21 protein-coding genes are annotated in these 21,589 nt (G+C 49.2%); 19 read left to right on the forward strand and 2 right to left on the reverse strand.

The features are described from left to right. The first annotated feature begins 589 nt into the window (after positions 1 to 589). The 12 genes from K0A93_07180 to argC all read left to right on the forward strand — a co-directional run bounded on the left by K0A93_07180 (position 590) and on the right by argC (position 10,862). Positions 590 to 1,264, forward strand: coding sequence for a succinate dehydrogenase cytochrome b subunit (locus K0A93_07180; GenBank protein ID MBW6511884.1), 675 nt, complete (start codon positions 590 to 592; stop codon positions 1,262 to 1,264). Between the two features lie 11 nt (positions 1,265 to 1,275). Further along, positions 1,276 to 3,189, forward strand: a complete 1,914-nt coding sequence (locus tag K0A93_07185) for a fumarate reductase/succinate dehydrogenase flavoprotein subunit (protein MBW6511885.1) — start codon at positions 1,276 to 1,278, stop codon at positions 3,187 to 3,189. Continuing rightward, on the forward strand, positions 3,189 to 3,929 hold the full coding sequence (locus tag K0A93_07190; GenBank protein MBW6511886.1) for a succinate dehydrogenase/fumarate reductase iron-sulfur subunit: 741 nt from the start codon (positions 3,189 to 3,191) through the stop codon (positions 3,927 to 3,929). Before K0A93_07185 ends, K0A93_07190 begins: the two co-directional genes overlap by 1 nt. 138 nt (positions 3,930 to 4,067) lie before the next feature. Then, positions 4,068 to 4,997: a CRISPR system precrRNA processing endoribonuclease RAMP protein Cas6 gene (cas6, locus tag K0A93_07195; protein MBW6511887.1), complete on the forward strand. Its 930-nt coding sequence runs from the start codon at positions 4,068 to 4,070 to the stop codon at positions 4,995 to 4,997. Between the two features lie 62 nt (positions 4,998 to 5,059). Then, entirely contained in the window at positions 5,060 to 5,374 is a 315-nt protein-coding gene (locus K0A93_07200) for a zf-TFIIB domain-containing protein (protein ID MBW6511888.1), read from the forward strand. A gap of 17 nt (positions 5,375 to 5,391) precedes the next feature. Next, positions 5,392 to 5,748 (forward strand): hypothetical protein, encoded by a 357-nt coding sequence (locus K0A93_07205; protein ID MBW6511889.1) that lies wholly within the window; start codon positions 5,392 to 5,394, stop codon positions 5,746 to 5,748. A 144-nt stretch (positions 5,749 to 5,892) separates the two neighbouring features. Further along, complete coding sequence (leuB, locus tag K0A93_07210; GenBank protein ID MBW6511890.1) at positions 5,893 to 6,981, forward strand: 3-isopropylmalate dehydrogenase; 1,089 nt, start codon at positions 5,893 to 5,895, stop codon at positions 6,979 to 6,981. A gap of 176 nt (positions 6,982 to 7,157) precedes the next feature. Continuing rightward, positions 7,158 to 7,877: a hypothetical protein gene (locus K0A93_07215; protein ID MBW6511891.1), complete on the forward strand. Its 720-nt coding sequence runs from the start codon at positions 7,158 to 7,160 to the stop codon at positions 7,875 to 7,877. Further along, the gene (gene truA / locus K0A93_07220; GenBank protein ID MBW6511892.1) at positions 7,874 to 8,608 is read left to right on the forward strand and encodes a tRNA pseudouridine(38-40) synthase TruA; all 735 of its coding nucleotides are present in this window, start codon (positions 7,874 to 7,876) and stop codon (positions 8,606 to 8,608) included. The genes K0A93_07215 and truA overlap by 4 nt, the downstream gene beginning before the upstream one ends. A gap of 278 nt (positions 8,609 to 8,886) precedes the next feature. Continuing rightward, positions 8,887 to 9,321 (forward strand): 50S ribosomal protein L13, encoded by a 435-nt coding sequence (gene rplM / locus K0A93_07225; GenBank protein MBW6511893.1) that lies wholly within the window; start codon positions 8,887 to 8,889, stop codon positions 9,319 to 9,321. 15 nt (positions 9,322 to 9,336) lie between these two features. Further along, positions 9,337 to 9,729, forward strand: a complete 393-nt coding sequence (rpsI, locus tag K0A93_07230; protein ID MBW6511894.1) for a 30S ribosomal protein S9 — start codon at positions 9,337 to 9,339, stop codon at positions 9,727 to 9,729. Between the two features lie 95 nt (positions 9,730 to 9,824). Then, the gene (gene argC, locus K0A93_07235; protein ID MBW6511895.1) at positions 9,825 to 10,862 is read left to right on the forward strand and encodes an N-acetyl-gamma-glutamyl-phosphate reductase; all 1,038 of its coding nucleotides are present in this window, start codon (positions 9,825 to 9,827) and stop codon (positions 10,860 to 10,862) included. Between the two features lie 69 nt (positions 10,863 to 10,931). On the opposite strand, the gene K0A93_07240 is transcribed toward argC, so the two are convergent. Then, positions 10,932 to 13,100, reverse strand: a complete 2,169-nt coding sequence (locus K0A93_07240; GenBank protein ID MBW6511896.1) for a diguanylate cyclase — start codon at positions 13,098 to 13,100, stop codon at positions 10,932 to 10,934. A gap of 57 nt (positions 13,101 to 13,157) precedes the next feature. Next, positions 13,158 to 15,197 carry an HD domain-containing protein gene (locus K0A93_07245; GenBank protein ID MBW6511897.1) on the reverse strand — a complete coding sequence of 680 codons (2,040 nt, stop codon included), beginning with the start codon at positions 15,195 to 15,197 and terminating at the stop codon, positions 13,158 to 13,160. Between the two features lie 332 nt (positions 15,198 to 15,529). Here K0A93_07245 and K0A93_07250 point away from each other — a divergent pair, with 332 nt between their 5' ends. The 7 genes from K0A93_07250 to K0A93_07280 all read left to right on the forward strand — a co-directional run bounded on the left by K0A93_07250 (position 15,530) and on the right by K0A93_07280 (position 21,556). Next, positions 15,530 to 15,715 carry a DUF2065 domain-containing protein gene (locus tag K0A93_07250; protein ID MBW6511898.1) on the forward strand — a complete coding sequence of 62 codons (186 nt, stop codon included), beginning with the start codon at positions 15,530 to 15,532 and terminating at the stop codon, positions 15,713 to 15,715. Positions 15,716 to 15,802: 87 nt separating this feature from the next. Next, entirely contained in the window at positions 15,803 to 16,834 is a 1,032-nt protein-coding gene (gene queA, locus K0A93_07255; protein ID MBW6511899.1) for a tRNA preQ1(34) S-adenosylmethionine ribosyltransferase-isomerase QueA, read from the forward strand. 12 nt (positions 16,835 to 16,846) lie between these two features. Beyond that, on the forward strand, positions 16,847 to 17,971 hold the full coding sequence (gene tgt, locus K0A93_07260) for a tRNA guanosine(34) transglycosylase Tgt (GenBank protein ID MBW6511900.1): 1,125 nt from the start codon (positions 16,847 to 16,849) through the stop codon (positions 17,969 to 17,971). Positions 17,972 to 18,017: 46 nt separating this feature from the next. Then, the gene (yajC, locus tag K0A93_07265) at positions 18,018 to 18,323 is read left to right on the forward strand and encodes a preprotein translocase subunit YajC (GenBank protein MBW6511901.1); all 306 of its coding nucleotides are present in this window, start codon (positions 18,018 to 18,020) and stop codon (positions 18,321 to 18,323) included. Positions 18,324 to 18,444: 121 nt separating this feature from the next. After that, on the forward strand, positions 18,445 to 20,043 hold the full coding sequence (gene secD / locus K0A93_07270) for a protein translocase subunit SecD (GenBank protein ID MBW6511902.1): 1,599 nt from the start codon (positions 18,445 to 18,447) through the stop codon (positions 20,041 to 20,043). 11 nt (positions 20,044 to 20,054) lie between these two features. Continuing rightward, positions 20,055 to 20,987, forward strand: a complete 933-nt coding sequence (gene secF / locus K0A93_07275) for a protein translocase subunit SecF (GenBank protein ID MBW6511903.1) — start codon at positions 20,055 to 20,057, stop codon at positions 20,985 to 20,987. Next, positions 20,984 to 21,556, forward strand: a complete 573-nt coding sequence (locus tag K0A93_07280) for a tetratricopeptide repeat protein (GenBank protein MBW6511904.1) — start codon at positions 20,984 to 20,986, stop codon at positions 21,554 to 21,556. Before secF ends, K0A93_07280 begins: the two co-directional genes overlap by 4 nt. Positions 21,557 to 21,589: the final 33 nt, after the last annotated feature.

The raw sequence follows: 21,589 nt of genomic DNA on the forward strand, positions 1-21,589 counted from the left end.
TTACTTGGTCGCTGGCAAACTGACTCATCTTCCAGCACCACCCTTCATCACAAGATGTTGTGGTTGAGGTGGATACTTGAATCGTGAAAATGAACTACTGCTACCCACACGATCTGAAAGAGAGCCATACGTTTTGATCATCAAAATTGCAGATTAAAATTAAGCGCTACTAGTAAAGCTATCCTTTGCAGAGCATGGATTCTGCCTGCTGTGCCGTTTTGTTTTAATGCGAGCAAGGTCTTTTTTGAAACCATTTATGACCTGTCAACTATTCATTTTTCAACGCTTTCAGTGTGTTTTTAACGATGTTTGAAAAGCGTATACTGTGTACAAATTTAAGTTGACAGTTGCGGTTTTCAGGTGGTAGATAATCCTTATCGTTTTCTCGTTGGATTATGTGGCTGTTTTCGGCTTCCGTTTTCGTCAATAAGAAATCACAAACGAATAAAATTTAATGGAGAGTGGTGCGGGCCACCAGAGAGAGCGTGTCGTTTCCCGTAGGCACAACGACACATGGTCTGTTGGACGTCAGGGTACAGTCGGAGTTTCCGTATGATGCGGTTCTCTAATTCTTGATGAGGGAAAAAACATGCAACTGACAGAAAATTCGGTAGGCAGAAAGCTGTTGATGGCGGTAACCGGGGCATTGTTGCTTGGTTTCGTCATCGTCCATTTACTGGGGAACAGCTCAGTGTTTCTTGGTCCCGACGGGATCAACTCATATGCTGAGCATCTCCGCAGCCTCGGTCCGATTGTCTGGGTATTTCGCCTGGTCATGTTGGGCCTTATCGTGGTGCACATCTGGTTTGGTGTTTCATTGACGCTGGAAAACAGCGCTGCTACACCGGTCGGGTACGCGTCTCAAGAGTATCGTCGCGCGACCTTCAGCAGTCGGACGATGATTTATACCGGTGTTGCGCTGTTGGCATTCATCATTTATCACTTGTTGCACTTTACCGTGCAGATTACTGATGTGGAATTTGCTGCGCGGCAGAATATGGACGCAATTAATCGTCCTGACGTGTTCGGCATGGTGGTTAACGGCTTTAAACAGACGTTTACCATGGTTTTGTACGTCGTTGCGATGATTGTGCTTTTTCTGCACCTGAGCCACGGTGTCCAGAGCATTCTGCAAACTGTGGGTCTGAATAATAACAAGAGTCTTCCGGTGGTTACGCTCGCAGGCAAGGGCCTGGCTTTCGTTTTGCTGCTGGGCTATATTTCGATTCCGATTCTCATCATTGCTGGCATCGTAAAGATTTAGGGGGTATAACAGTGATACTCGATGGAAAAGCACCTACTGGTCCAATTGAAACTTCCTGGGACCGTTATCGTTTTGATACCAAACTTGTTAACCCGGCGAATAAACGCAAGTACAAAATCATTATGGTCGGTTCCGGCTTAGCCGGTGGCGCTGGCGCTGCGACGCTGGGTGAGCTTGGCTATAACGTTGACTGCTTCTGTTATCAGGATAGTCCGCGTCGTGCCCACTCGATTGCTGCTCAGGGCGGTATCAACGCGGCTAAAAACTACCCGAATGATGCCGACAGTGTGCGTCGGCTCTTTTATGACACCATAAAGGGCGGCGACTTCCGCGCCCGTGAAGCGGACGTTTGGCGTCTGTCTCAGGTGTCCAACAACATTATTGACCAGTGTGTTGCGCAGGGTGTTCCTTTTGCCCGCGATTATGCCGGTTATCTTGATACCCGCTCCTTCGGCGGTGCTCAGGTTTCGCGAACCTTTTATGCTCGCGGTCAAACCGGTCAACAGCTTCTGCTTGGCGCTTATTCTGCTCTATCCCGCCAGATCAAAGCTGGTACGGTGAAGATGTATACCCGTCGTGAAATGCTTGATCTCGTTGTGGTTGATGGCGTTGCTAGGGGGATTACCGTACGCAACCTGGTTACTGGTGAGATGGAATCTCATTGGGCTGATGCTGTCTGTCTGGCAACTGGTGGCTATATGAATGTCTTCTATCTGTCAACCAACGCCATGGGGAGTTCGGTTACCGCGAGCTGGAAAGCTGCCAAAAAGGGTGCTTACTTCGCCAACCCCTGCTATACCCAAATCCACCCGACTTGTATTCCTGTCGCAGGTGAGCATCAGTCCAAGCTGACTCTGATGTCAGAATCTCTCCGGAATGACGGTCGTATCTGGGTTCCGAAAAAGGCTGGAGATAAACGCCCGGGCAATGAAATCCCGGAAAATGAGCGCGACTATTATCTGGAAAATAAATATCCGGCATTCGGCAACCTGGTGCCGCGGGACGTTGCCTCACGTAACGCCAAACTGATGACCGATGCGAATCGTGGCGTAGGGACAACTGGTCTGGCGGTCTTCCTTGATTACCGTGATGCTATCCAGCGCGTTGGTGAGAAGACAATCAAAGAGCGTTATGGCAATCTCTTTGATATGTATGAAAAAATTACTGACGAAAATGCCTACAAACAACCGATGCGGATCTATCCGGCGCCGCACTACGCGATGGGCGGCTTGTGGGTTGATTACAATCTGCAGAGCAATATCCCTGGTCTCTTCGTCCTTGGTGAAGCCAATTTCTCTGTCCACGGTGCCAACCGTCTCGGCGCTTCGGCACTGATGCAGGGTTTGTCTGATGGCTATTTCGTTATTCCTTACACCATTGCCGGTTATATGGCGACTGTTAAGCCTGGTGAAATCACGTCGGACCACGCGGCATTCAAAGAGTCGATCGATCAGGTTAATGCTCAGACTCAGAAGCTCTTGAACATCAACGGCAAGAAGACTGTCCTTGAGTTTCACCGTGACCTCGGTAAAATCATGTGGGACAACGTTGGGATGGGTCGTTCTAAAGAAAGCCTTAACAAGGCGCTCTCCGAAATTCCCAAATTGCGTGAAGAGTTCTGGCAGAATGTTAAAGTTACGGGCTCCGCCAATGAACTCAATCAGCAGCTTGAAAATGCTGGTCGTGTTGCCGATTTTCTCGAATTCGGTGAAATCCTTGCGGCTGATGCCCTACACCGTGAGGAGTCCTGTGGCGGTCACTTCCGTCTTGAGAGCCAGACTGCTGAGGGCGAAGCGATGCGCGATGATGAGAACTTTACGTATGTTGGTGCCTGGGAATACAAAGGCAACGACAAGGCCCCTGAACTTCATAAAGAGCCTTTGCAGTTTGAAAATATTCATCTTGCCCAGAGGAGCTACAAATAATGGATCTTACATTACACATATGGCGCCAAAAAGGGCCTAAAGATAATGGCAAGCTTGAAATCTATAATGTGACTGGGATTGACACCGACCAATCTTTCCTCGAGATGCTTGACGTCTTGAATGAAAATCTGATTAAGGATGGTAAGGAACCAGTTGCTTTCGATCATGATTGCCGCGAGGGTATCTGTGGGATGTGTTCACAGGTTATTAATGGTCGTCCTCATGGACCCCATGAAGAGACCACCGTTTGTCAATTGCATATGCGTCGCTTCAAAGATGGTGATGAAATCTTCATCGAACCTTGGCGTGCCCGTGCCTTCCCATTGGTCAAGGACTTGATCGTTGACCGTTCTGCTCTGGACTCTATTATACAAGCTGGCGGTTACGTCTCTTGCCGTACCGGTGGAACTCCAGACGCAAACACCCACCCGATTGGTAAGCCGATTGCCGACTATGCCATGGATGCTGCTGAATGTATCGGTTGTGGTGCCTGTGTGGCTGGTTGTCCCAATAGCTCTGCTATGCTTTTCACCAGTGCAAAGGTTGCTCAACTGGCGGTTCAGCCGCAAGGCAAGGTTGAGGCTGTGCAACGTGTTAAGTCGATGACGGCTGAACTCAAAGCGCAGGGATTCGGCAATTGCACCAATCACTATGAGTGTCAGGCATCCTGTCCGAAAGGGATCGATGTCAAGTTCATCGCGAAGCTCAATCGTGAATATATCAAGGCGCTGGTCAAGTAATATTAAGTTCCATCGCAGCATTAAAGGGTGGCCCGTCCGGGCCACCCTTTTTGCATTCATTTAGATGCTACGGGGAGGTGACTTCTGAGCTATTAAGAATCGCTTGTCATCCCCGTTCAGATAAGTCAAAATCCCCCTATGCCTTCACAACTCCCTGATTACCTCAATTCCGTCGAATTCATGCGTCTGCACATCACTCTCGAATTCGAGGAGGATATCGAGCTGACCCTTGCTGACCTGTTGTCACTGCGTCGCGAACTTCTTGACGCCGCTCGCTCCCTCGACAAGCAGTTTGGAGGTGACTTTACGCACTTGCTGACTCCTCATCTTGGAACTGACCCCGCAGCCATCCGGCGTTTTCAGAAACCATCCCCCCCGCTGGTCCTTGAAATTGATCCTGAGATGGTCGGGGATTATGTTGCCGGTGATCAATTGCAACTTGGTTTTTTGTTGCTGGGCAACGCGATAACGGAGGCGCAATCGTTGCTACGCGTACTTGCGCGTCTTGGCGAGATTGGATTACACAAAGGGGGAGGGCGTTATGAGCTGATCGCGGTTGATTCATTGCGCCCTGACGGGACGGCCTCACCGGTATGGGCTGAAGGTCAGCCGTGGGACAAGCTGGAGTTTCTGGTCGACCCTTTCAGCTGGTGGTTTGAAGCGCAAAGGTTAGACGCCTTAACGTTTGAATTTATCACCCCGGCACGTCTGGTTTCAGGAGGGAAGCCACTCTTTCGCCCGACATTCAAGACCCTTTTCCCCTTTATACTGCGCCGTGTAGGCAGTCAGTTGTCTGCTTACTGCTTTATTGAAATACATGATATTAATAGCCTTCTCGATGTTGCTGCGCAAGTGCGGGTGGAGGATAATCGTTTGCTCTGGAAAGACTGGAAATTATTTGCCGCACGCGAGAAAAACCGCGACCTCGGCGGGTTTATGGGCAGCTTGACCTGTAGTGGTTCTCCCTTGAATGATTTATTGTGGGTATTGCGCCTGGGGGAATTATTTAATGTTGGCAAGAATGCTGCCTGGGGGGCAGGTCGTTTTAAACTTAATTTTTCAGGTTAACTTGTCAGTTGTAAAATTTTCGCTATAATCTACAAAATGCAATGATTTAAGGAGGTTCCGTTATGAACGATGCTTGGGATGAACGTAAAAAAGCTTTGGAAAACGAGTATTTTTACAAACATGAAAAAGAACTTATTGAACGCATGCGTAGCGAGAAACGCAATGCAGTCATTGCCGACTTTTGTAAAAACCGCTGTCCCAAGTGTGGGGATGTGATTAAAGCAATGACCTTTCGTGGTGTACCGCTGGACAAATGTGTTTCTTGTGGCGGAGTGTGGCTTGGTCCGAAGGACTTGCAGCTCCTGGCGGCAAAGGATCATCGTACCTGGTTCGATCTGTGGTTTAAAGCCGTGGACGAGAATCGTTCAGAAGATTAGGCCGGAGGTTTACGCTGATGGGTTGGATACTCTTATGGTTAGTGGTTGCGGGGTGTTTTGGGTTGTATCGGCAATTACGCCGCATCGAAGGTGAGATCTTCGCCGAGATTGCACAAGACAAAGAGATTCGGCGCAGTGAAAAGCCCGTTACCCCCTCTGTGCCAAACAGGGATGTTGTGAATGACGAGGATTCGCAAAAGAGGCGTATTATGATGTTTGTGGCGTCACTGCCCGGTTGTTCGCAAAAAGAAGTTTACGCCCATTTTTCTGAGATTGATCGCGATAATTTGCAGAAGATATTGCGTGGTATGGCACATGATGGGCTGCTACGCCGCGAACGCGCCGGAAGTAGCTATCGACTTTACCCGGTTTGATTCTGAACGCCCATATTTATCTCAAGTTCAATACCTCTTTTTATCTCCCATTGAAAAGATTTGACAAATCTACCTGTTCCTTCTTATAGTGCCTGCTGTTTCTGTACCGGTTTTCATATAATTCTATTTTCACAGGAGATGGTTATGTCCCAATCATTTAAAATAGCAGTTCTTCCAGGGGATGGAATTGGACCTGAGGTGATGGCTGAGGCGCTGAAGGTTCTCGTTGCTGTTGAAAAGAAGTTTGCAGTCAAGTTTGACTTTACCCATGCAAATGTCGGCGGAGCGGGGATTGATCTTGAAGGAAAGGCTCTGCCTGCTTCAACCGTCGATATCTGCAAGGCTTCTGATGCCATCCTGTTTGGTTCTGTCGGTGGTCCGCGGTGGGAGAGCTTACCCCCTGAAGAACAACCTGAGCGTGGAGCGCTCTTGCCGTTGCGCAAGATTTTTGGTCTTTTTTGCAATTTACGCCCGGCAGTCATCTTTCCCGCGCTGACAGCTAATTCGAGTCTCAAGGAAGAGGTCATCGACGGTGGATTCGATATCCTGGTTGTTCGCGAGTTGACAGGGGGGATTTACTTTGCCACGCCCAAGGGGATTGAAGGCGAAGGCGCGGCAAGGAGCGGTTTTGATACCATGAGGTACTCAGACGCTGAGGTCGAACGGATCAGTCACGTTGCTTTTCAGGCGGCGCGCAAACGCAGTCATAAGGTGTGCTCAATCGATAAGGCAAATGTACTTTCCACTTCAGTTCTCTGGCGCGAAGTAGTCGAGCGCGTTGCCAGGGAATATCCCGATGTGGCGCTCAGTCACATGTATGTTGATAATGCTGCGATGCAGTTATGCCGCTGGCCGAAACAGTTTGATGTCATGTTGTGTGGCAACATGTTTGGTGACATCATTTCCGACGAAGCGGCGATGTTGACCGGTTCGCTCGGCATGTTGCCGTCAGCTTCTATTGCCGGGAGTCGCTTCGGGATGTACGAACCGTCTGGCGGCAGTGCTCCTGACATCGCTGGTCAGGGGATTGCGAATCCGATTGCGCAGATTCTGTCCGCATCAATGATGTTACGCTACTCCTTCGACATGATTGATGCGGCCACTGCAATTGATGCCGCTGTCGAGAAGACCCTCAACGATGGAATTCGCACCGCTGATATTTTTCGCAATGGTGCCGGGGAGATCAAGGTGAATACGGTCGGCATGGGGGACGCGATTATTGAGCGGATCTGAATGTTTCCTGGTTGTCGGGCTGAATGTTGATGCTGATCAGCGTTCCGTCTGGTATTGCATTGAAGGGGACCGCTTGCGGTCCCCTTCAACATTAGAGAACGATGGCATTATTTGAAGATTTAACCTTAGGGCAGTATCGAGCGGGAAATTCCTGGCTGCACCGGTGTGATCCCCGGTTGAAGTTACTCTGTTTGCCACTGCTTATCGTCCTGGTCTTTTCATCAACCTCTTTTCTTCTTCTTGTAGCACCGGCGGGAGTGATCTTGTTGCTGGTTGCCATTTCAGGGGTTGAATTGCGTTTTTGGTGGCGTGGTATATGGGTGTTACGCTGGCTATTGCTGTTTTCCCTGGCACTGCATCTGTTATTTTCCCCCGGACGAACTCTCTTTGGCACCAGTTGGCTATCTTACGATGGCTTGCTGCATGGACTGCTGGTTGATACGCAGGTGATGCTGGTTGTGCTTTGTTCATTGCTGGTGACATTAACGACGCTGCCACGTCAGCTGGCGGCGGCATTTTCACGCTTGCTCCGGCCGTTGGAGCGTTTACGCTTCCCGGTCGATGAGACTGCCGCGCTGTTGATGATGATGTTTCATTTTTTCCCCTTGTTGTGTAGCGAAACCCGTCTGGCGATTAATGAGCTCCGGACCAGTGACACATCTTTCCGATATGGATCATTAGTGGCGTGTATTGAGCTGCTGCGCCAGCTGATTCCGCCGTTGGTATTTCGTCTGATTGAACAGGCCGACCGCTTGGCCATCGGTTTGGCAACGCATGACCCGTCAATCGAAGCGCTTGTCCAGTTGCCTGCAATCCCGCCGCTAAAGGGTGGCCAGGTTTTATTGACAAGTACAGCAGGGGGTGTGCTCTGCCTGGTTTATTGGGCATTGTCATGAGAAAGATATGTCTGACTATCGAGTATGATGGCACCGATTTTGTCGGCTGGCAATATCAACCAAATGGTTTATCTGTCCAGGAGTCAGTCGAAACCGCACTTGCTGAACGACTCGGTGAACCGGTTCGTTTAATCTCTGCCAGTCGTACTGATGCCGGAGTTCATGCTCGGGGGATGGTTGCCCACTTTGAAACATCCACTAACCTCCCCATCGCAGCGTACCGTGAAGGGGTTAATACCCTGCTGCCGTCGACTATAGCGATTACTGCGGCACGTTCAGTTGCCAACGATTTTCACGCCCGTTATGATGCCTGCGGTAAATGGTATCGCTACACAATCATGACCCGTACCGTGCGTTCACCGTTAAATCATCGTCAGGCGTGGTTTATGCGTTCCCAGCTGGATTTGTACAACATGCGCCAGGCCGCGGAAGATTTTGTCGGAGAACACGATTTCAGTGCATTTCGCACCAGTGGTTGTACTGCCCGGACGACACGAAGAACCGTCTATTCCGTAGCCATCTCCGCGCATAATGAATTTATTTTTATTGATGTTCGCGGGTCGGGTTTCTTAAGAAATATGGTGCGCATGATGGTCGGAACTTTGGCAGAAATCGGAGCAGGCAAACGTCCGGTTACAGCAGTGACAGAGCTCTTTGCCGATAGAAGTGAACGCACCGCTTTTACCGCTCCAGCTCATGGTTTATGTCTCATGGCGATAGAATATCAGTAAAGATGTCATGGTTGATGGCGTCGCAAAAAAGTCCGCCCTCCGGCGTTACGCTGCTTTTTCAGGACCTCGACCTACCTGATGTAGGCCTTCGCCCCTGAAAACCCACCAAGCCTTGGAGGACAAACTTTTTGCTTAGCCATCTAATTCTTTTTTGCGAGTACATCAATGGTTGAATAATATACACAATAAAGCTTGACATCCCAACGACTTTTGTATATTCATATGAGCTTCTGTGAGCCCCGTTAAACTTACAGAATTCACGATAGAAAGAGGATTTCATGAGTACACAATCAGCGAAGAAAACAGACGTTGTCAGAAGCTGGTATGTTATCGATGCCGAGGAGATTGTACTGGGGCGCGCCGCGTCACAGATCGCGACGGTTTTGCGTGGTAAGCATAAGCCGATCTATACTCCGCACGTTGACACCGGTGATTTTGTCATCGTTTTGAATGCCGACAAGGTCAAACTGACTGGCAACAAACTGAATGACAAGATGTATTATCATCACAGCGGTTTCCCCGGTGGAATCAAGTCGATCAATGCCGGAAAACTTTTGGCGAAAAAGCCGGAAGAGTTGATTAAAAAGGCGGTAAAGGGTATGCTGCCAAAAAACAAACTGGGTCGGCAAATGTTTAAAAAACTGAAGGTTTATGTCGGGACAGATCACCCTCATGCTGCCCAGCAACCGCAACCTTTCAAACTGCAAGATTAGTTCTAGGAGACTTCGATGGCAGAACAAAGATACTATGCGACCGGTAAAAGAAAGACGTCCGTGGCGCGTGTCTGGATGCAGCCTGGTACCGGTAGCATTACTGTAAATAAACTTTCTATCGATGACTTTTTCGGGCGTGAAACGTCGAAGATGGTCATTCGCCAGCCACTTGAATTGACTGACAATGTCGGCAAATTCGATATTTCTGTCAATGTCAAGGGAGGTGGCCCTTCCGGTCAGGCCGGCGCGATCAAACACGGAATAACCAAGGCGTTGCTTGAGGCTGACCCTGAATTGCGTGCAGTTCTCAAAAAAGCCGGGTTTATTACCCGTGACAGCCGTATCAAGGAACGTAAGAAATACGGTTTGGCCGCAGCACGCCGCAGTTTCCAGTTCTCGAAGCGTTAATCGTTCAATTCGAAAACACACTGTTGTTGTACCAAGGGAAGCTTGCGGGCTTCCCTTTGTACGTTTAATTTCATTATTCATGCAGGAGTCATATTGTGCTGAAGGTTGCCGTTGTTGGCGCAAGTGGATATACCGGCGTTGAGTTGTTGAGGTTGCTGTATTCTCATCCGCTGGTTGAGGTGACCTGCGTTACATCGCGTCAATACGTCGGGGCACCAATCGCAGAAGTATTTCCATCGCTGGGAGGCTGTTTTTCACTGGTTTGCAAACCAATCGACACGGAGATGATAGCCGCGGTTGCAGACGTGGCGTTTGTTGCCTTGCCACACAAAAACGCCATGCAAGTCGTTCCCGAGCTGCTGGATAAGGGGATGAAGGTAATTGATCTTTCCGCTGATTACCGGCTACGCGATCAGACGGTGTACGAACAGTGGTATCAAAAGCATACCAGTCCTGGCCTTCTCGAAGAAGCCGTTTATGGCTTGCCGGAACTTTTTCGCAAGGATATTTCGCCAGCTCGACTGGTAGCCAATCCCGGTTGTTATCCTACCAGTGCCGCTTTGGCGCTCGCGCCACTGATTGCCAATGGACTGATCGACCTCAATTCAATTATTATCGACAGTAAATCGGGAGCCAGCGGGGCAGGGCGGGGCGCGAAAACCGAAAGTCTTTACTGTGAAGTCAACGAGGGGTTCAAGGCGTACGGTATTGCCGCTCATCGCCATACACCGGAAATTGAACAAACGCTGTCCGGTCTCGCTGGTCAAGATGTAAAAATCAGTTTTACGCCCCACTTGTTGCCGCTGAACCGGGGGATTTTGACAACGGCTTATGCTTCGCTTGACCGCAAACTGCTGACTGCTGAACTGAGAGATATTTTTCTTCACTATTACGCTGACGAAAAATTTGTCCGCATTTGCGCGGTTGATGTGACCCCCAATATTCATCAGGTGCGCGGGAGTAATTTCTGTGACATTGGGGTCGTCGCGGATCAACGGACGGGGCGGGTGATCGTTGTTTCTGTAATCGATAACCTGGTGAAAGGGGCTGCCGGTCAGGCCGTACAGAATTTGAATTTGATGGCAGGCTTCAGTGAGTCAACCGGACTTGAGGCTGTAGCGATTTATCCATAACATGAAATCGTATCCAGGCTCAGACAGCAGTGGCGAAACAACGATTTGTTTCGCCACTGCTGTTTCTGGTTAAGTTTTGACGTTTGATCGGTTCGGGGTGTTGTGATCTGTGTCGATCGTAAGCGTTTCGCAACGATTTCTGCCGTTACATTTTGCCAGGTACAGTGCTCGGTCGGCGCGATCGATGAATTGTTGTATATTATCATCATCGCCTGGTGCAAAGATGGTCACTCCAATGGACAGGGTGAGACTCTTTTCAGGTTGGTCCTGTTCTAGTGATTCAAAAGACTCGCAACTGATAAGCTTCCTGATCTTTTCCGCCAGATTTGTCGCCCCGTCAAGATCCGTGTGAGGCATCAGAACGATAAATTCCTCGCCACCATAACGACCGACGATATCAGCTTCCCGTGTATGCTCATTAAGCAGTTGCGCCACTTTTTTCAATACGCGGTCGCCCATCAAGTGACCATGTGTGTCGTTCAGCCTCTTGAAATGATCAATGTCAATCATGGCCAGTGAGAGTGGAGAATTAAAACGAATTGACTGGGCCATTTCTCGTTTACTCACTTCGAAAAAATAGCGCCGGTTGGCGAGTTGTGTCAGTTCGTCGGTATAGGATAAATTTTTCGTTTGTTCATAAAGCAGTGCATTTTCCAGCGCCATTGCAGCCTGGTTGGCTGCAGCCTGAATCAATTTAAATTCATTGTCAAGAAAACCATCAGTTCTGTTTTTATGTAAATTAATTACACCATAGGTGCGCATTTTTACACACAGTGGCACCGATACCAAGGAACCGTGTGCTTTCAACTTGCCTTTATAGTTAAGATTTTTCTTCTCCACGTTCATATCCTTGATGTAAACAAGCTTTTGTTTGCGAGCCGTGAGCCCGGTAATTCCTTCGTCAAGTTTCATTGTGACGCCGTCAAGAAGTTCACGATCAATGCCGCTGCTGCTGACAATTTTCAGGCAATTGTCTTCGTCACGGTAGGAGAAAATAACAACCATGTCACAATTGAGGGTCGCGTGCAGGGTCTCGACGATTCTTTCAAAAAGTTCCTTGGTGTCGATGGTTGTAATCATCGCCTGGTTTAATTGAAAGAGTGCTGTTAGCTCAGTGATATGTTCCTGCAGTAAGTGATTGGCTTTTTCAATTTCATAATTTTTTTGAGCAATAGTTTTCTGATGGTTCAATTTTTCATTGGCAACAGCAAGTTCATTTTGACGCTGCATTCTTTCTTCATAAAGATGCTTGAGGTCTATCGTCATGTCATTGAAGGAGGTCGCCAATAACCCGAATTCGTTAACCGAAATATTGTCAATGCGATAATCCAGATTCCCTCTGCGAACTTCATCGGTTGCAATCAACAGACTGTTTATCGGTTGCATCAATTTGTTGAGCATGCGGATAAAGACATATCCTCCGACAATCAAGGCCGCCAGAAGGGTCAAGATGGAACGCAGTGCAATCGTCTCGATAATGACGCCAAGCTCATTGAGTTTGGCCGATGTTGCCAGGATCAGCTTGTCATTTGTCCCCAGCGGCACGGCATGAAACAAGTGGCGGCTTAAAAACAGCGATCCAGAGCTTAGATACAAGTGCTCCCCTCGCTGGATAGCGGACAACTGTGCGGCATTCAGCAGCGGGAGCGAGATGTCGTCACTGTTGCTGATGATCGGCACCCCGGTGGCTGACAGCAACGTAATATGATAAGTCGAATTTGGGCTCAGCCGTGTCAAAAAACTTTTATCCATTGGCGTTTGGAGAAAATAGATACCGATACGATTGTTGTCACGTTCAGGGAAGGGGGAGGCGATTGCGAGCGTAGGAACAGTCCCGGGTTGACTGAGGTAGCGAAATTTTGGCTGACCGACTTGTAGCGTTTGTGCAAAAAGTTCCTGAATTGGCTCATAATAGAGATAATCACCGGCGTTTCCCGGAAAAGAGGCAACGAATATATGGTCATTTCCCAGCGTTGCAAAAAAACTCTCAAGGAGCAGCGAGGTGGTGTTTTCGTTGTCGTTCAATGGGGATGAAACAGCGTTGGTAATGAAGAGAAGTTGTTTTGCATATTCACTCAGTTTTATTTCAAGCGACTTGATTTCCCGGTAAAGGATTTCATGGGTTGCATACAGTCGTTCATCAATTGATTTTTCGATCACCGCGCGAATAAAACCAATAGAACCGATTGTCGCAGCGGCGCCAAAAAGGATGATTGAGAAAAAAAATGGCAGAAGCATTTTGTTACGCAGTCGATTGCGGCGACGTAGCTGGCTGACGGGAAGGATGTTCATGGTTTATAAGAAAATGGCGTCCTGCTGACACATTTCGATAAAGGCCCGGGCAATCTGCGGATCGAATTGTCGTCCGGCATTGGCTTCTATCTCCTCAATGGTAACCTCGTGGGATAACGCATCACGATAGGGGCGGTCAGAAGTCATTGCATCGTAGGTATCAGCGACAGCAAGAATACGTGCTTCAATGAGAATTTCTTCTCCTTCGAGCCGATTTGGGTAGCCGTTACCATCGTATTGTTCATGATGCTGTGCAATGATTTCACGAATGTCGGTGAGAAAATCGATAGGTTTAAGGATTTTGACACCGATCGACGGATGCTGACGCAAAACGTAAATATCGTCATCCGTAAGCGTGCCCTTTTTGTGTAATAATGCGGCATCAATACCGATTTTTCCAATATCGTGAAGCACCGCCGCTTGTTCGAGGCGGTGCAGGCTTTCATTGGAGAGCCCAATCTTTTGTCCCAGTGCCAGGCTGTAGCGGGTGACACGTTCAGAATGACCACGGGTATATTCATCGCTGGCTTCCACCGCTGAAACCAACGCCTGCATAGTACTGAGATAGGACGCCTGCTGCTGTTCATAAAGTCGAGCATTCTTGATTGCGACACTGGCTTGTGTGGCAATCGTGACCAGCAACTCCAGGTCGCTTTCGTTGAAGCAATTGTCGTCATGTCGATTCGAGATTGAAATTGCACCGATGACTTCATCATTGATTACCAGCGGTGCGCTGATCACCGTCTTACGCACAAAACCAAGCAGACTGAGTTTGTTGAATTCTTGTGCTTCATCGATATTTTTGATCAGTATCGGTTTTTTGTGGGCAACGACCCAATGAACGACGCCACCGGCTCTAAACGGAATCTCTTTGGATAAATCAAGGTGATCAGGAAAACCGACGGATCCTTTCGGAATAAGAGTCTTTTTATCTTCGGAGAGGATCAGAATGTGGGCAAAGCGCCCTTTCAGTGTTGTACAGGCATTATGAATAAGGAGCGAAAAAAGTTCCTCCAGATTCATCGTGGAGTTAACCGCCAGCCCCATTCTGTGTAGCGCTGACAGGCGCGCAACCGCGTTTTCGAGAAAGGTGTTTTTGTCTTCAAGTTCACTGGCCAAATCGGCGATCTTGAAGTTCGCCTCTTCAATTTCTTCAATGCGCTCTTCCAGCGTAATGTTCAGATATTCAATCTCTTTAAGCCGTTCCTCCAGGGTGTTGTTCATGTTGTGAATTTCATCGTGGTACATGAGTTTCTCTTTGCTGGCGGCCAGTTCACGTTCGTGATTGACAACCGTGTCGAGCTGATTTTTTAAGTGTTTCACCATCTGGTTAAACTTGCTGCTGAGCAGCGACATTTCCTTGGAATTGTCAATTTCGGCGGTAGCGTTTTCAAAATCACCCTGTTCGAGGTGGGTCATGGCGCTGATCAGTTTGCGGACAGGATAGTCCACATAAAAAAGGATAAACAAGGTAATGGACAGGACCAACACCACGATCATACCGATTGATGACATGATTGTGGCGCGACGACTGTTATTCTGGAGAATTTTAATGTCGTCCACGGAGTAGTGAACATTCAGAATTCCAAGAACCTTTTGGGCAGCATTATGACAACTATAACAGGCCGGGGCATTGTTGATGGGCAAGACAGATCGATAGAGACCACTATCCTGGTGATCGGTATAGAATGAAAAGCGGTTGGATCGAAACGCAAACAGATCACTTGCCGGAACCAGATCGCCGATCTCGGAACGGACAGCGGAGATCAGGATTTTTCCCGATTCATCAAAGATTCTGACATTTAGAATCGTTTCTTCGCTTTTGATATTGTCGAAAATCTTGGATACTTCGTCATTTTTACCCGCCGCCATGCTATTGATGATGCTGCTGCGGATGGTTTCGCCGAGGATTTTACAGTTCTGTGCGGCAACCTTGCTGAGCATCGCATCTTGCGTGCGCAGGTTCTGCCAGACTGTCAGGCTGACCGCGAAGATGACAATAATCGTGGTCAGACCGATAAATTTAAATTTTAATGAATTCATTGTGAGTGGTAAGTGCTCTTAAGTGTTGTCCCGCTGTCAGGCGGAGTCGTGATCCGCTGTGGAATCGCGTTGTTAAATGGTCATTTGCCGCTATACTGCAAGGTCCCTTTTGACAGCAGCGCGTTTTTTAATTTAAAAAAAGAGCAATGTGTCGAGGTAAATGCCCGCTATACAAGTGTCGGTGCTTGACAGTCGATCCATGACCAATTAATATGTCGCACTCCGTCGCAGGAGCTTTTGTTTTGTGTGGAACAGTTGATTGAGTTCTGCAATAAGTTTGCCAACAACTTTATTATATTTTTCATGTAACTTATTGTTTTCAGGCAACTTTAATGAAGTTTATATTATGTGTCGCGGGGGTGGTGCTGATCATTGAAGGTGCTCCGTGGTTCTTGTCTCCCGCCGCGATGCAAAAAATGCAACGACAGTTGTTGCTCAGTTCGTCGCGCGCGCTGCGCATTTGGGGATTGCTGACGATGTTGGCTGGCCTTTTACTGGTTCGTTTTGCAACCTTGTAAAGGGCTTAAATGATTTGACAATATCCCTTATCTGTGTTTGAGTTAGGCCGTTTTTCGGGCGATTTGAAGGTGGAGAATTTTAGGTAGATGCGCCTGGATAAATATAGTTTTGAACTGCCTGAATCGTTAATTGCCCAGTACCCTCCGCCAAGTCGTGAGGACGCACGGTTAATGGTTCTGGCGCGCACCGGCGGCTTGCCGCGCTGCACATTATTTACCGAAATCATTGATCATTTCCAATCTGGGGATGTTCTGGTTTATAACGATACCCAGGTTATCCCCGCACGGCTGTTAGGGCGTAAAGAGTCGGGGGGCAAGATCGAGGTGTTGCTGGTGCGTCGGCGTGTCGGCGATGACGAAATTTGGTCTTGCCTGACAAAATCTTCCAAAGCACCGCGTCCGGGGATGCAGATCGATTTTGGTGAGCAGTTGACAGCGACGGTTCTTGACCAGGGTGAGGAACCGTATCGTTATTTGCGTTTCAATAGTCATGGCGATTTTCGCGAGCAGCTTGAACGGCTTGGCCGGATCCCGTTGCCACCATACATCCTGCGTGAAGACGAGCCACTTGATCGCGAACGATATCAAACTGTTTTTGCTGCGCAACCGGGTGCCGTGGCCGCACCGACTGCCGGGTTGCATGTTACTCCCGCTCTTCTCGACCAGTTACGGGACAAGGGGGTGGTGGTGTGTCCAGTAACTTTGCATGTTGGATTAGGCACGTTTCTGCCGGTGCGGGTCGAGCATATTGACCAGCATCGGATGCATGCCGAGGAGTATCACGTCCCGGCGGCGACAGCTGCAGAAGTCAACCGTGCCCGTCAGGAGGGACGCCGCGTTGTCGCCCTGGGAACAACGACAACGCGCACACTTGAAACAGCGGCTGACGATGCGGGACAGGTGATTCCAGGACCCGGCGAAAGTCGCCTGTTTATTCGACCCGGTTTTCATTTTCAGGTGATCGATGCGCTGATCACAAATTTTCATTTGCCCGGTTCGACCCTGCTTATGATGGTCGCCGCCTTTGTCGGTCATGAGCGCATCATGGCTGCATATCAGCAGGCTATCGCCGAAAAGTTCAGATTTTTCAGCTATGGTGACTGCATGTTGATCGTTTAAGGTCAGGATTTTTTGAGTTCTTTCAGCTTTACATTGCGCCGCGACGTTTCCGGCGGTGCGCGACGCGGGTGTCTTCAGACGCGACGCGGGACAATCGAGACGCCTGTCTTTATGCCGGTCGGGACCCAGGCAACAGTGAAGGCTGTTTTTCCTGAAACCCTGGTTGAACTTGATGCCGAAATTATTCTGGCCAACACCTATCATCTGTATATGCGCCCTGGGCACAAGCTGATTGAGTCGTTGGGCGGACTGCATAAATTTATGCATTGGGACCGCCCGATCCTCACCGACAGTGGTGGTTTTCAGGTTTTCAGTCTTGGGCAGTTGCGCAAGATTGATGAGGAAGGGGTGCGCTTTCAATCGCATATCGACGGTTCGCCGCATCTTTTGACGCCCGAACTATCGATGGCGGTTCAGCGCGCGCTTGATGCTGATATTGTCATGGCCTTCGATGAGTGTATTCCTTATCCCTCGGAACGCGCGTATGTTGAGGCATCAACCGCTTTGTCGTCGCGCTGGGCACGACGCAGTAAAGATGCTCATTTTCGTGATGACGGGGCAGCACTTTTTGGTATTGTCCAGGGGGGAATGTACCGTGATCTGCGGCAACGCAGCGTGTTGGATCTCCTCGACATCGGTTTTGACGGGTATGCCATCGGGGGGTTATCGGTTGGCGAGAAAGCGGAGTTGATGTATGAAGTGCTTGAGTCGACCTTGCCTCATCTGCCGGTCGACAGGCCGCGATACCTGATGGGGGTCGGCACGCCGGAAAACCTGATCGAAGCGGTTGCGCGGGGGGTTGATATGTTCGATTGTGTCATGCCGACCCGCAACGCGCGGAACGGTGTGCTGTTCACCACCTTCGGCAAGATCAGCATCAAGCAGGCGCGTTATCACGATGATCCCGCGCCGATCGATCCCGCTTGTGATTGTTATGTTTGTCGTAACTATAGCCGGGCTTATTTGCGGCACCTCTATCAGGGGAATGAAATTCTTGCTTCAATGTTGAATACGCAACATAATCTGTATTATTATCTCAATCTGATGAAAGGCGCCCGTGACGCGATTGATAACGGCTGCTTTCAAAAATATCGTTATGATTTTTACCGCCTGCGCGGACTGTCGTTGCCGGCCTAATTAAGAACAAATATTTCACTTATTGCGTCAACAAGGAGGAAACCCAATGGTTAACAACGCTTATGCTATGGCGAACAACGCAGCGCAGAAAAGTGGTGGCGGGTATGAGGGTATCATCATGCTGGTCGTCATGTTTGCGATCTTCTATTTCCTGCTGATTCGTCCACAACAAAAACGGGCAAAACAGCACAAGGAAATGGTTGAGGCTTTGAAAATCGGCGATCAGATTGTTACTGCCGGGGGGATTCATGGACGAATTGCGGCGGTTCAGGATGACATCATCAGTGTAGAAATTGCAGCAGGTGTCAAAATTAAAGTTAATCGCGCCTCGGTCATGACGGTCAGCCACTAGTTTGGTTGCGCCAATCCGTCTGCGAACTGTGCTCCGACGGTTATGTTCGAATTAATGTATGCGGTTTACGTAGAACCGCTACGCAATTGACTCAAGGTCTCGGTAAGGAGTTATTTTTGTCATGTCTACCAACACTAAATGGCGCGGACTGCTGATTTTTTTCTGCCTGCTCCTTTCACTCGTGTCGTTGGCCCCAACATTTGTCGGTGCTTCACTGCCAGGTTTCTGGACAAAGTTATTTGACCCGATTCGTCTTGGTCTCGACCTTCAGGGGGGGATGCACCTGGTGCTTGGTGTCGACGTTGACAAGGCGGTAGAAAGTCGTGTTGACGGGCTTATCGACCAGGCCGAAAGTCAGTTGCGTGAGAAGGATATTATCTTTAAACGCATTGAGCGCCAATCCGGAGATCGATTGGCAATTACTGTTTATGATGATGCAGCGGGTGCTGAAGTCGATGCCCTGATGAACGAAAACTTTCCCAACCTGGAAGCGTTGACCGTCCCGGTTTCCGGGGGGTATATCGAAAAGCAGTATCGACTTGGTGATCAAGAGATTGAAGAGGTTCGTGATTATGCAGTACGACAGGCGCTTGAAACGCTGCGCAACCGGGTTGATGAATTCGGCGTCAGTGAACCGACCCTGCAACGTCAGTCTGGCAACCGCATCCTGATTCAGCTGCCGGGCGTCAAGGATCCCGAGCGGGCCATTGCGTTATTGGGAAAGACCGCCCGCCTGGAGTTCAAAATGGTTGTCGAAGACGGCAATATTGCCGAGGCTCTGAAGGGGAATTTGCCTCCCGGAGTTCTGTTGCTCTACGAAAAAAATGTTGATGCACGGACCGGCGCAACGAGTGAAACACCACTGCTGGTCGAGCAGAAGACAGCATTGACCGGTGATCTGCTCAGCGATGCACAGGTGCGGATCGATACGCGCTTCAACGACCCTTATGTTTCGATTGATTTCAATCCGGTCGGGGCCAAACGGTTTGATCAGTTGACCGCCGCTTCGGTTGGCCGACGGATGGCTATCGTTCTCGACGATACGGTGTACTCGGCCCCGGTAATTCGTGAACGGATTTCCGGCGGCAGTGCGCAGATCAGCGGTTCGTTTACCGAACAGGAGGCGACTGATCTGGCGATTGTTCTGCGTGCCGGATCGCTCCCCGCGCCGGTCAAGATCCTTGAAGACCGGACTGTAGGACCGTCCCTGGGGCGTGATTCGATCAGACAAGGGATAATCTCTGTCATGATCGGCGGCGTGCTGGTTATCGTGGCGATGTTGATATATTACAAGCTTTCCGGGCTGGTGGCCAATGTCGCGCTGATTCTCAATCTGTTCTTTATCCTTGCCTTGCTGAGTATTTTAGGCGCGACGCTGACCCTTCCGGGGATTGCCGGGATCGTTCTCACCGTCGGTATGGCCGTCGATGCCAACGTTCTTATTTTTGAACGGATTCGTGAGGAGGTTCGCGTCGGCAAGACAGCGCGAGCGGCACTTGATGCGGGGTTCAGTAAAGCTTTTCTGACGATTATTGACGCAAACGTTACCACCCTGATTGCGGCTCTGGTTCTGTTTCAATTCGGTACCGGCCCGGTCAAAGGGTTTGCGGTTACGCTTTCGATCGGAATTGTTGCATCGCTGTTTACGGCGATCTTTGTTTCGCGGACGATTTTTGATTATTTCCTTAATCGTCAGCAAATCAAGCAGCTGAGCATTTAAGGAGGATCACCGTGGAATTTATTAAAGCGGACATTAATATTGATTTTGTCGGTAAGCGCAAGCTGGCACTTTTCTTTTCATTAGCGTTGATTACCATCGGACTGATCTCGTTGATTATCAAAGGGGGCCCCGATTACGGCATCGATTTTACTGGCGGAACGTTAGTGCAGATCTCATTTACTGAACAGACCGGCCCGAAGGCGATTAAAGATGCTTTGGCGCAGGTTGAACTTAACGGTCTTGTTGTTCAGCAGTTCGGTGATGATCCGCGTGAGTTTTTACTCCGGGCACAGGAATCGACTACTGCGCTGAAAGGACTTGCCCAGCAGATTGGTGCCGCTTTGGAAAACGCCTACGGCGTAAACACGTTCGAAGTTCGTCGTACCGAGATGGTCGGACCGCAAGTTGGCAAGGAACTGCGCTCGCAGGGGTTGATGGCAATCCTTTACGCCATGATTGGTGTGCTGGCTTATGTCACCTGGCGGTTCGAATTTCGTTTTGCGGTCGGTGCGATTGTCGCACTGTTACATGATGTGCTGATTACTCTTGGTGTTTTTTCGTTGTTTGGCAAGGAAATCGATCTGCCGATCATTGCCGCATTTCTGGCTATTGTTGGTTATTCACTGAACGACACCATCATCGTTTATGATCGCATTCGTGAAAACAGCGGCAAATATTCACGCAAGGACCTTGTCTTCATTATTAATCGGAGTATCAACGAAACACTTTCACGGACCGTTTTGACGTCGGGGACAACGTTGCTGGTGGTGCTGGCGCTCTTTGTTTTTGGCGGCGGGGTCATTCACAACTTTGCCTTCGCCTTGCTGGTCGGTATTATCATCGGAACCTATTCGTCAATCTTTGTTGCCAGCCCGGTTCTGGTTTACTGGGATGAATATCGTAAAGGACGCAAATCAGAAACAGATGCAAGGAGTGCCGCATGAAAAAAGAAACCTGGATTCTGGTCGGTGGTGCTTTGATGATTGGTATTTTGTTGGGGATATTGTTGAGTAAAGGAGGGAAATCATCTCCTGCAACAGTTGCTCAATCCTCGCCACAAGCAGCACCGCTCGTTGATTATCAACGTGACATCGCCATGCTCGAACAAGTTGTTGCCCGCGAGCCGGAAAACCGTAACGCCTGGATTCAATTAGGCAACCTCTATTTCGATTCTGATCAACCAATTAAATCGGTCGAGTCCTATGACAAGGCTTTGGCGATTGATAATCGCGATCCCAACGTGTTAACCGACCAAGGCGTGATGTTTCGTCGACTTGGCTGGTTCGACAAGGCTGTCGAAAACTTCACGAAGGCGGTTGCGATTCAACCCAACCATCTACAGGCTTATTACAATCTCGGCATTGTCTATCGCTATGATCTGCAAAACTTCGATGCCGCCAAAATGGCCTGGGAAAAATACCTGTCGATGAATCCGACCGGTCCCGGTGCTGATCAGGTGCGGGAACAAATGCAATTTCTAACGACTCACCCGCCCGTATCACAAAACAAATAGGCAGTTTTTTTGAGACGGGCCGAGAAATCGGCC

Source organism: Desulfuromonadaceae bacterium (assembly GCA_019429445.1).
Classification (GTDB): domain Bacteria; phylum Desulfobacterota; class Desulfuromonadia; order Desulfuromonadales; family JAHYIW01; genus JAHYIW01.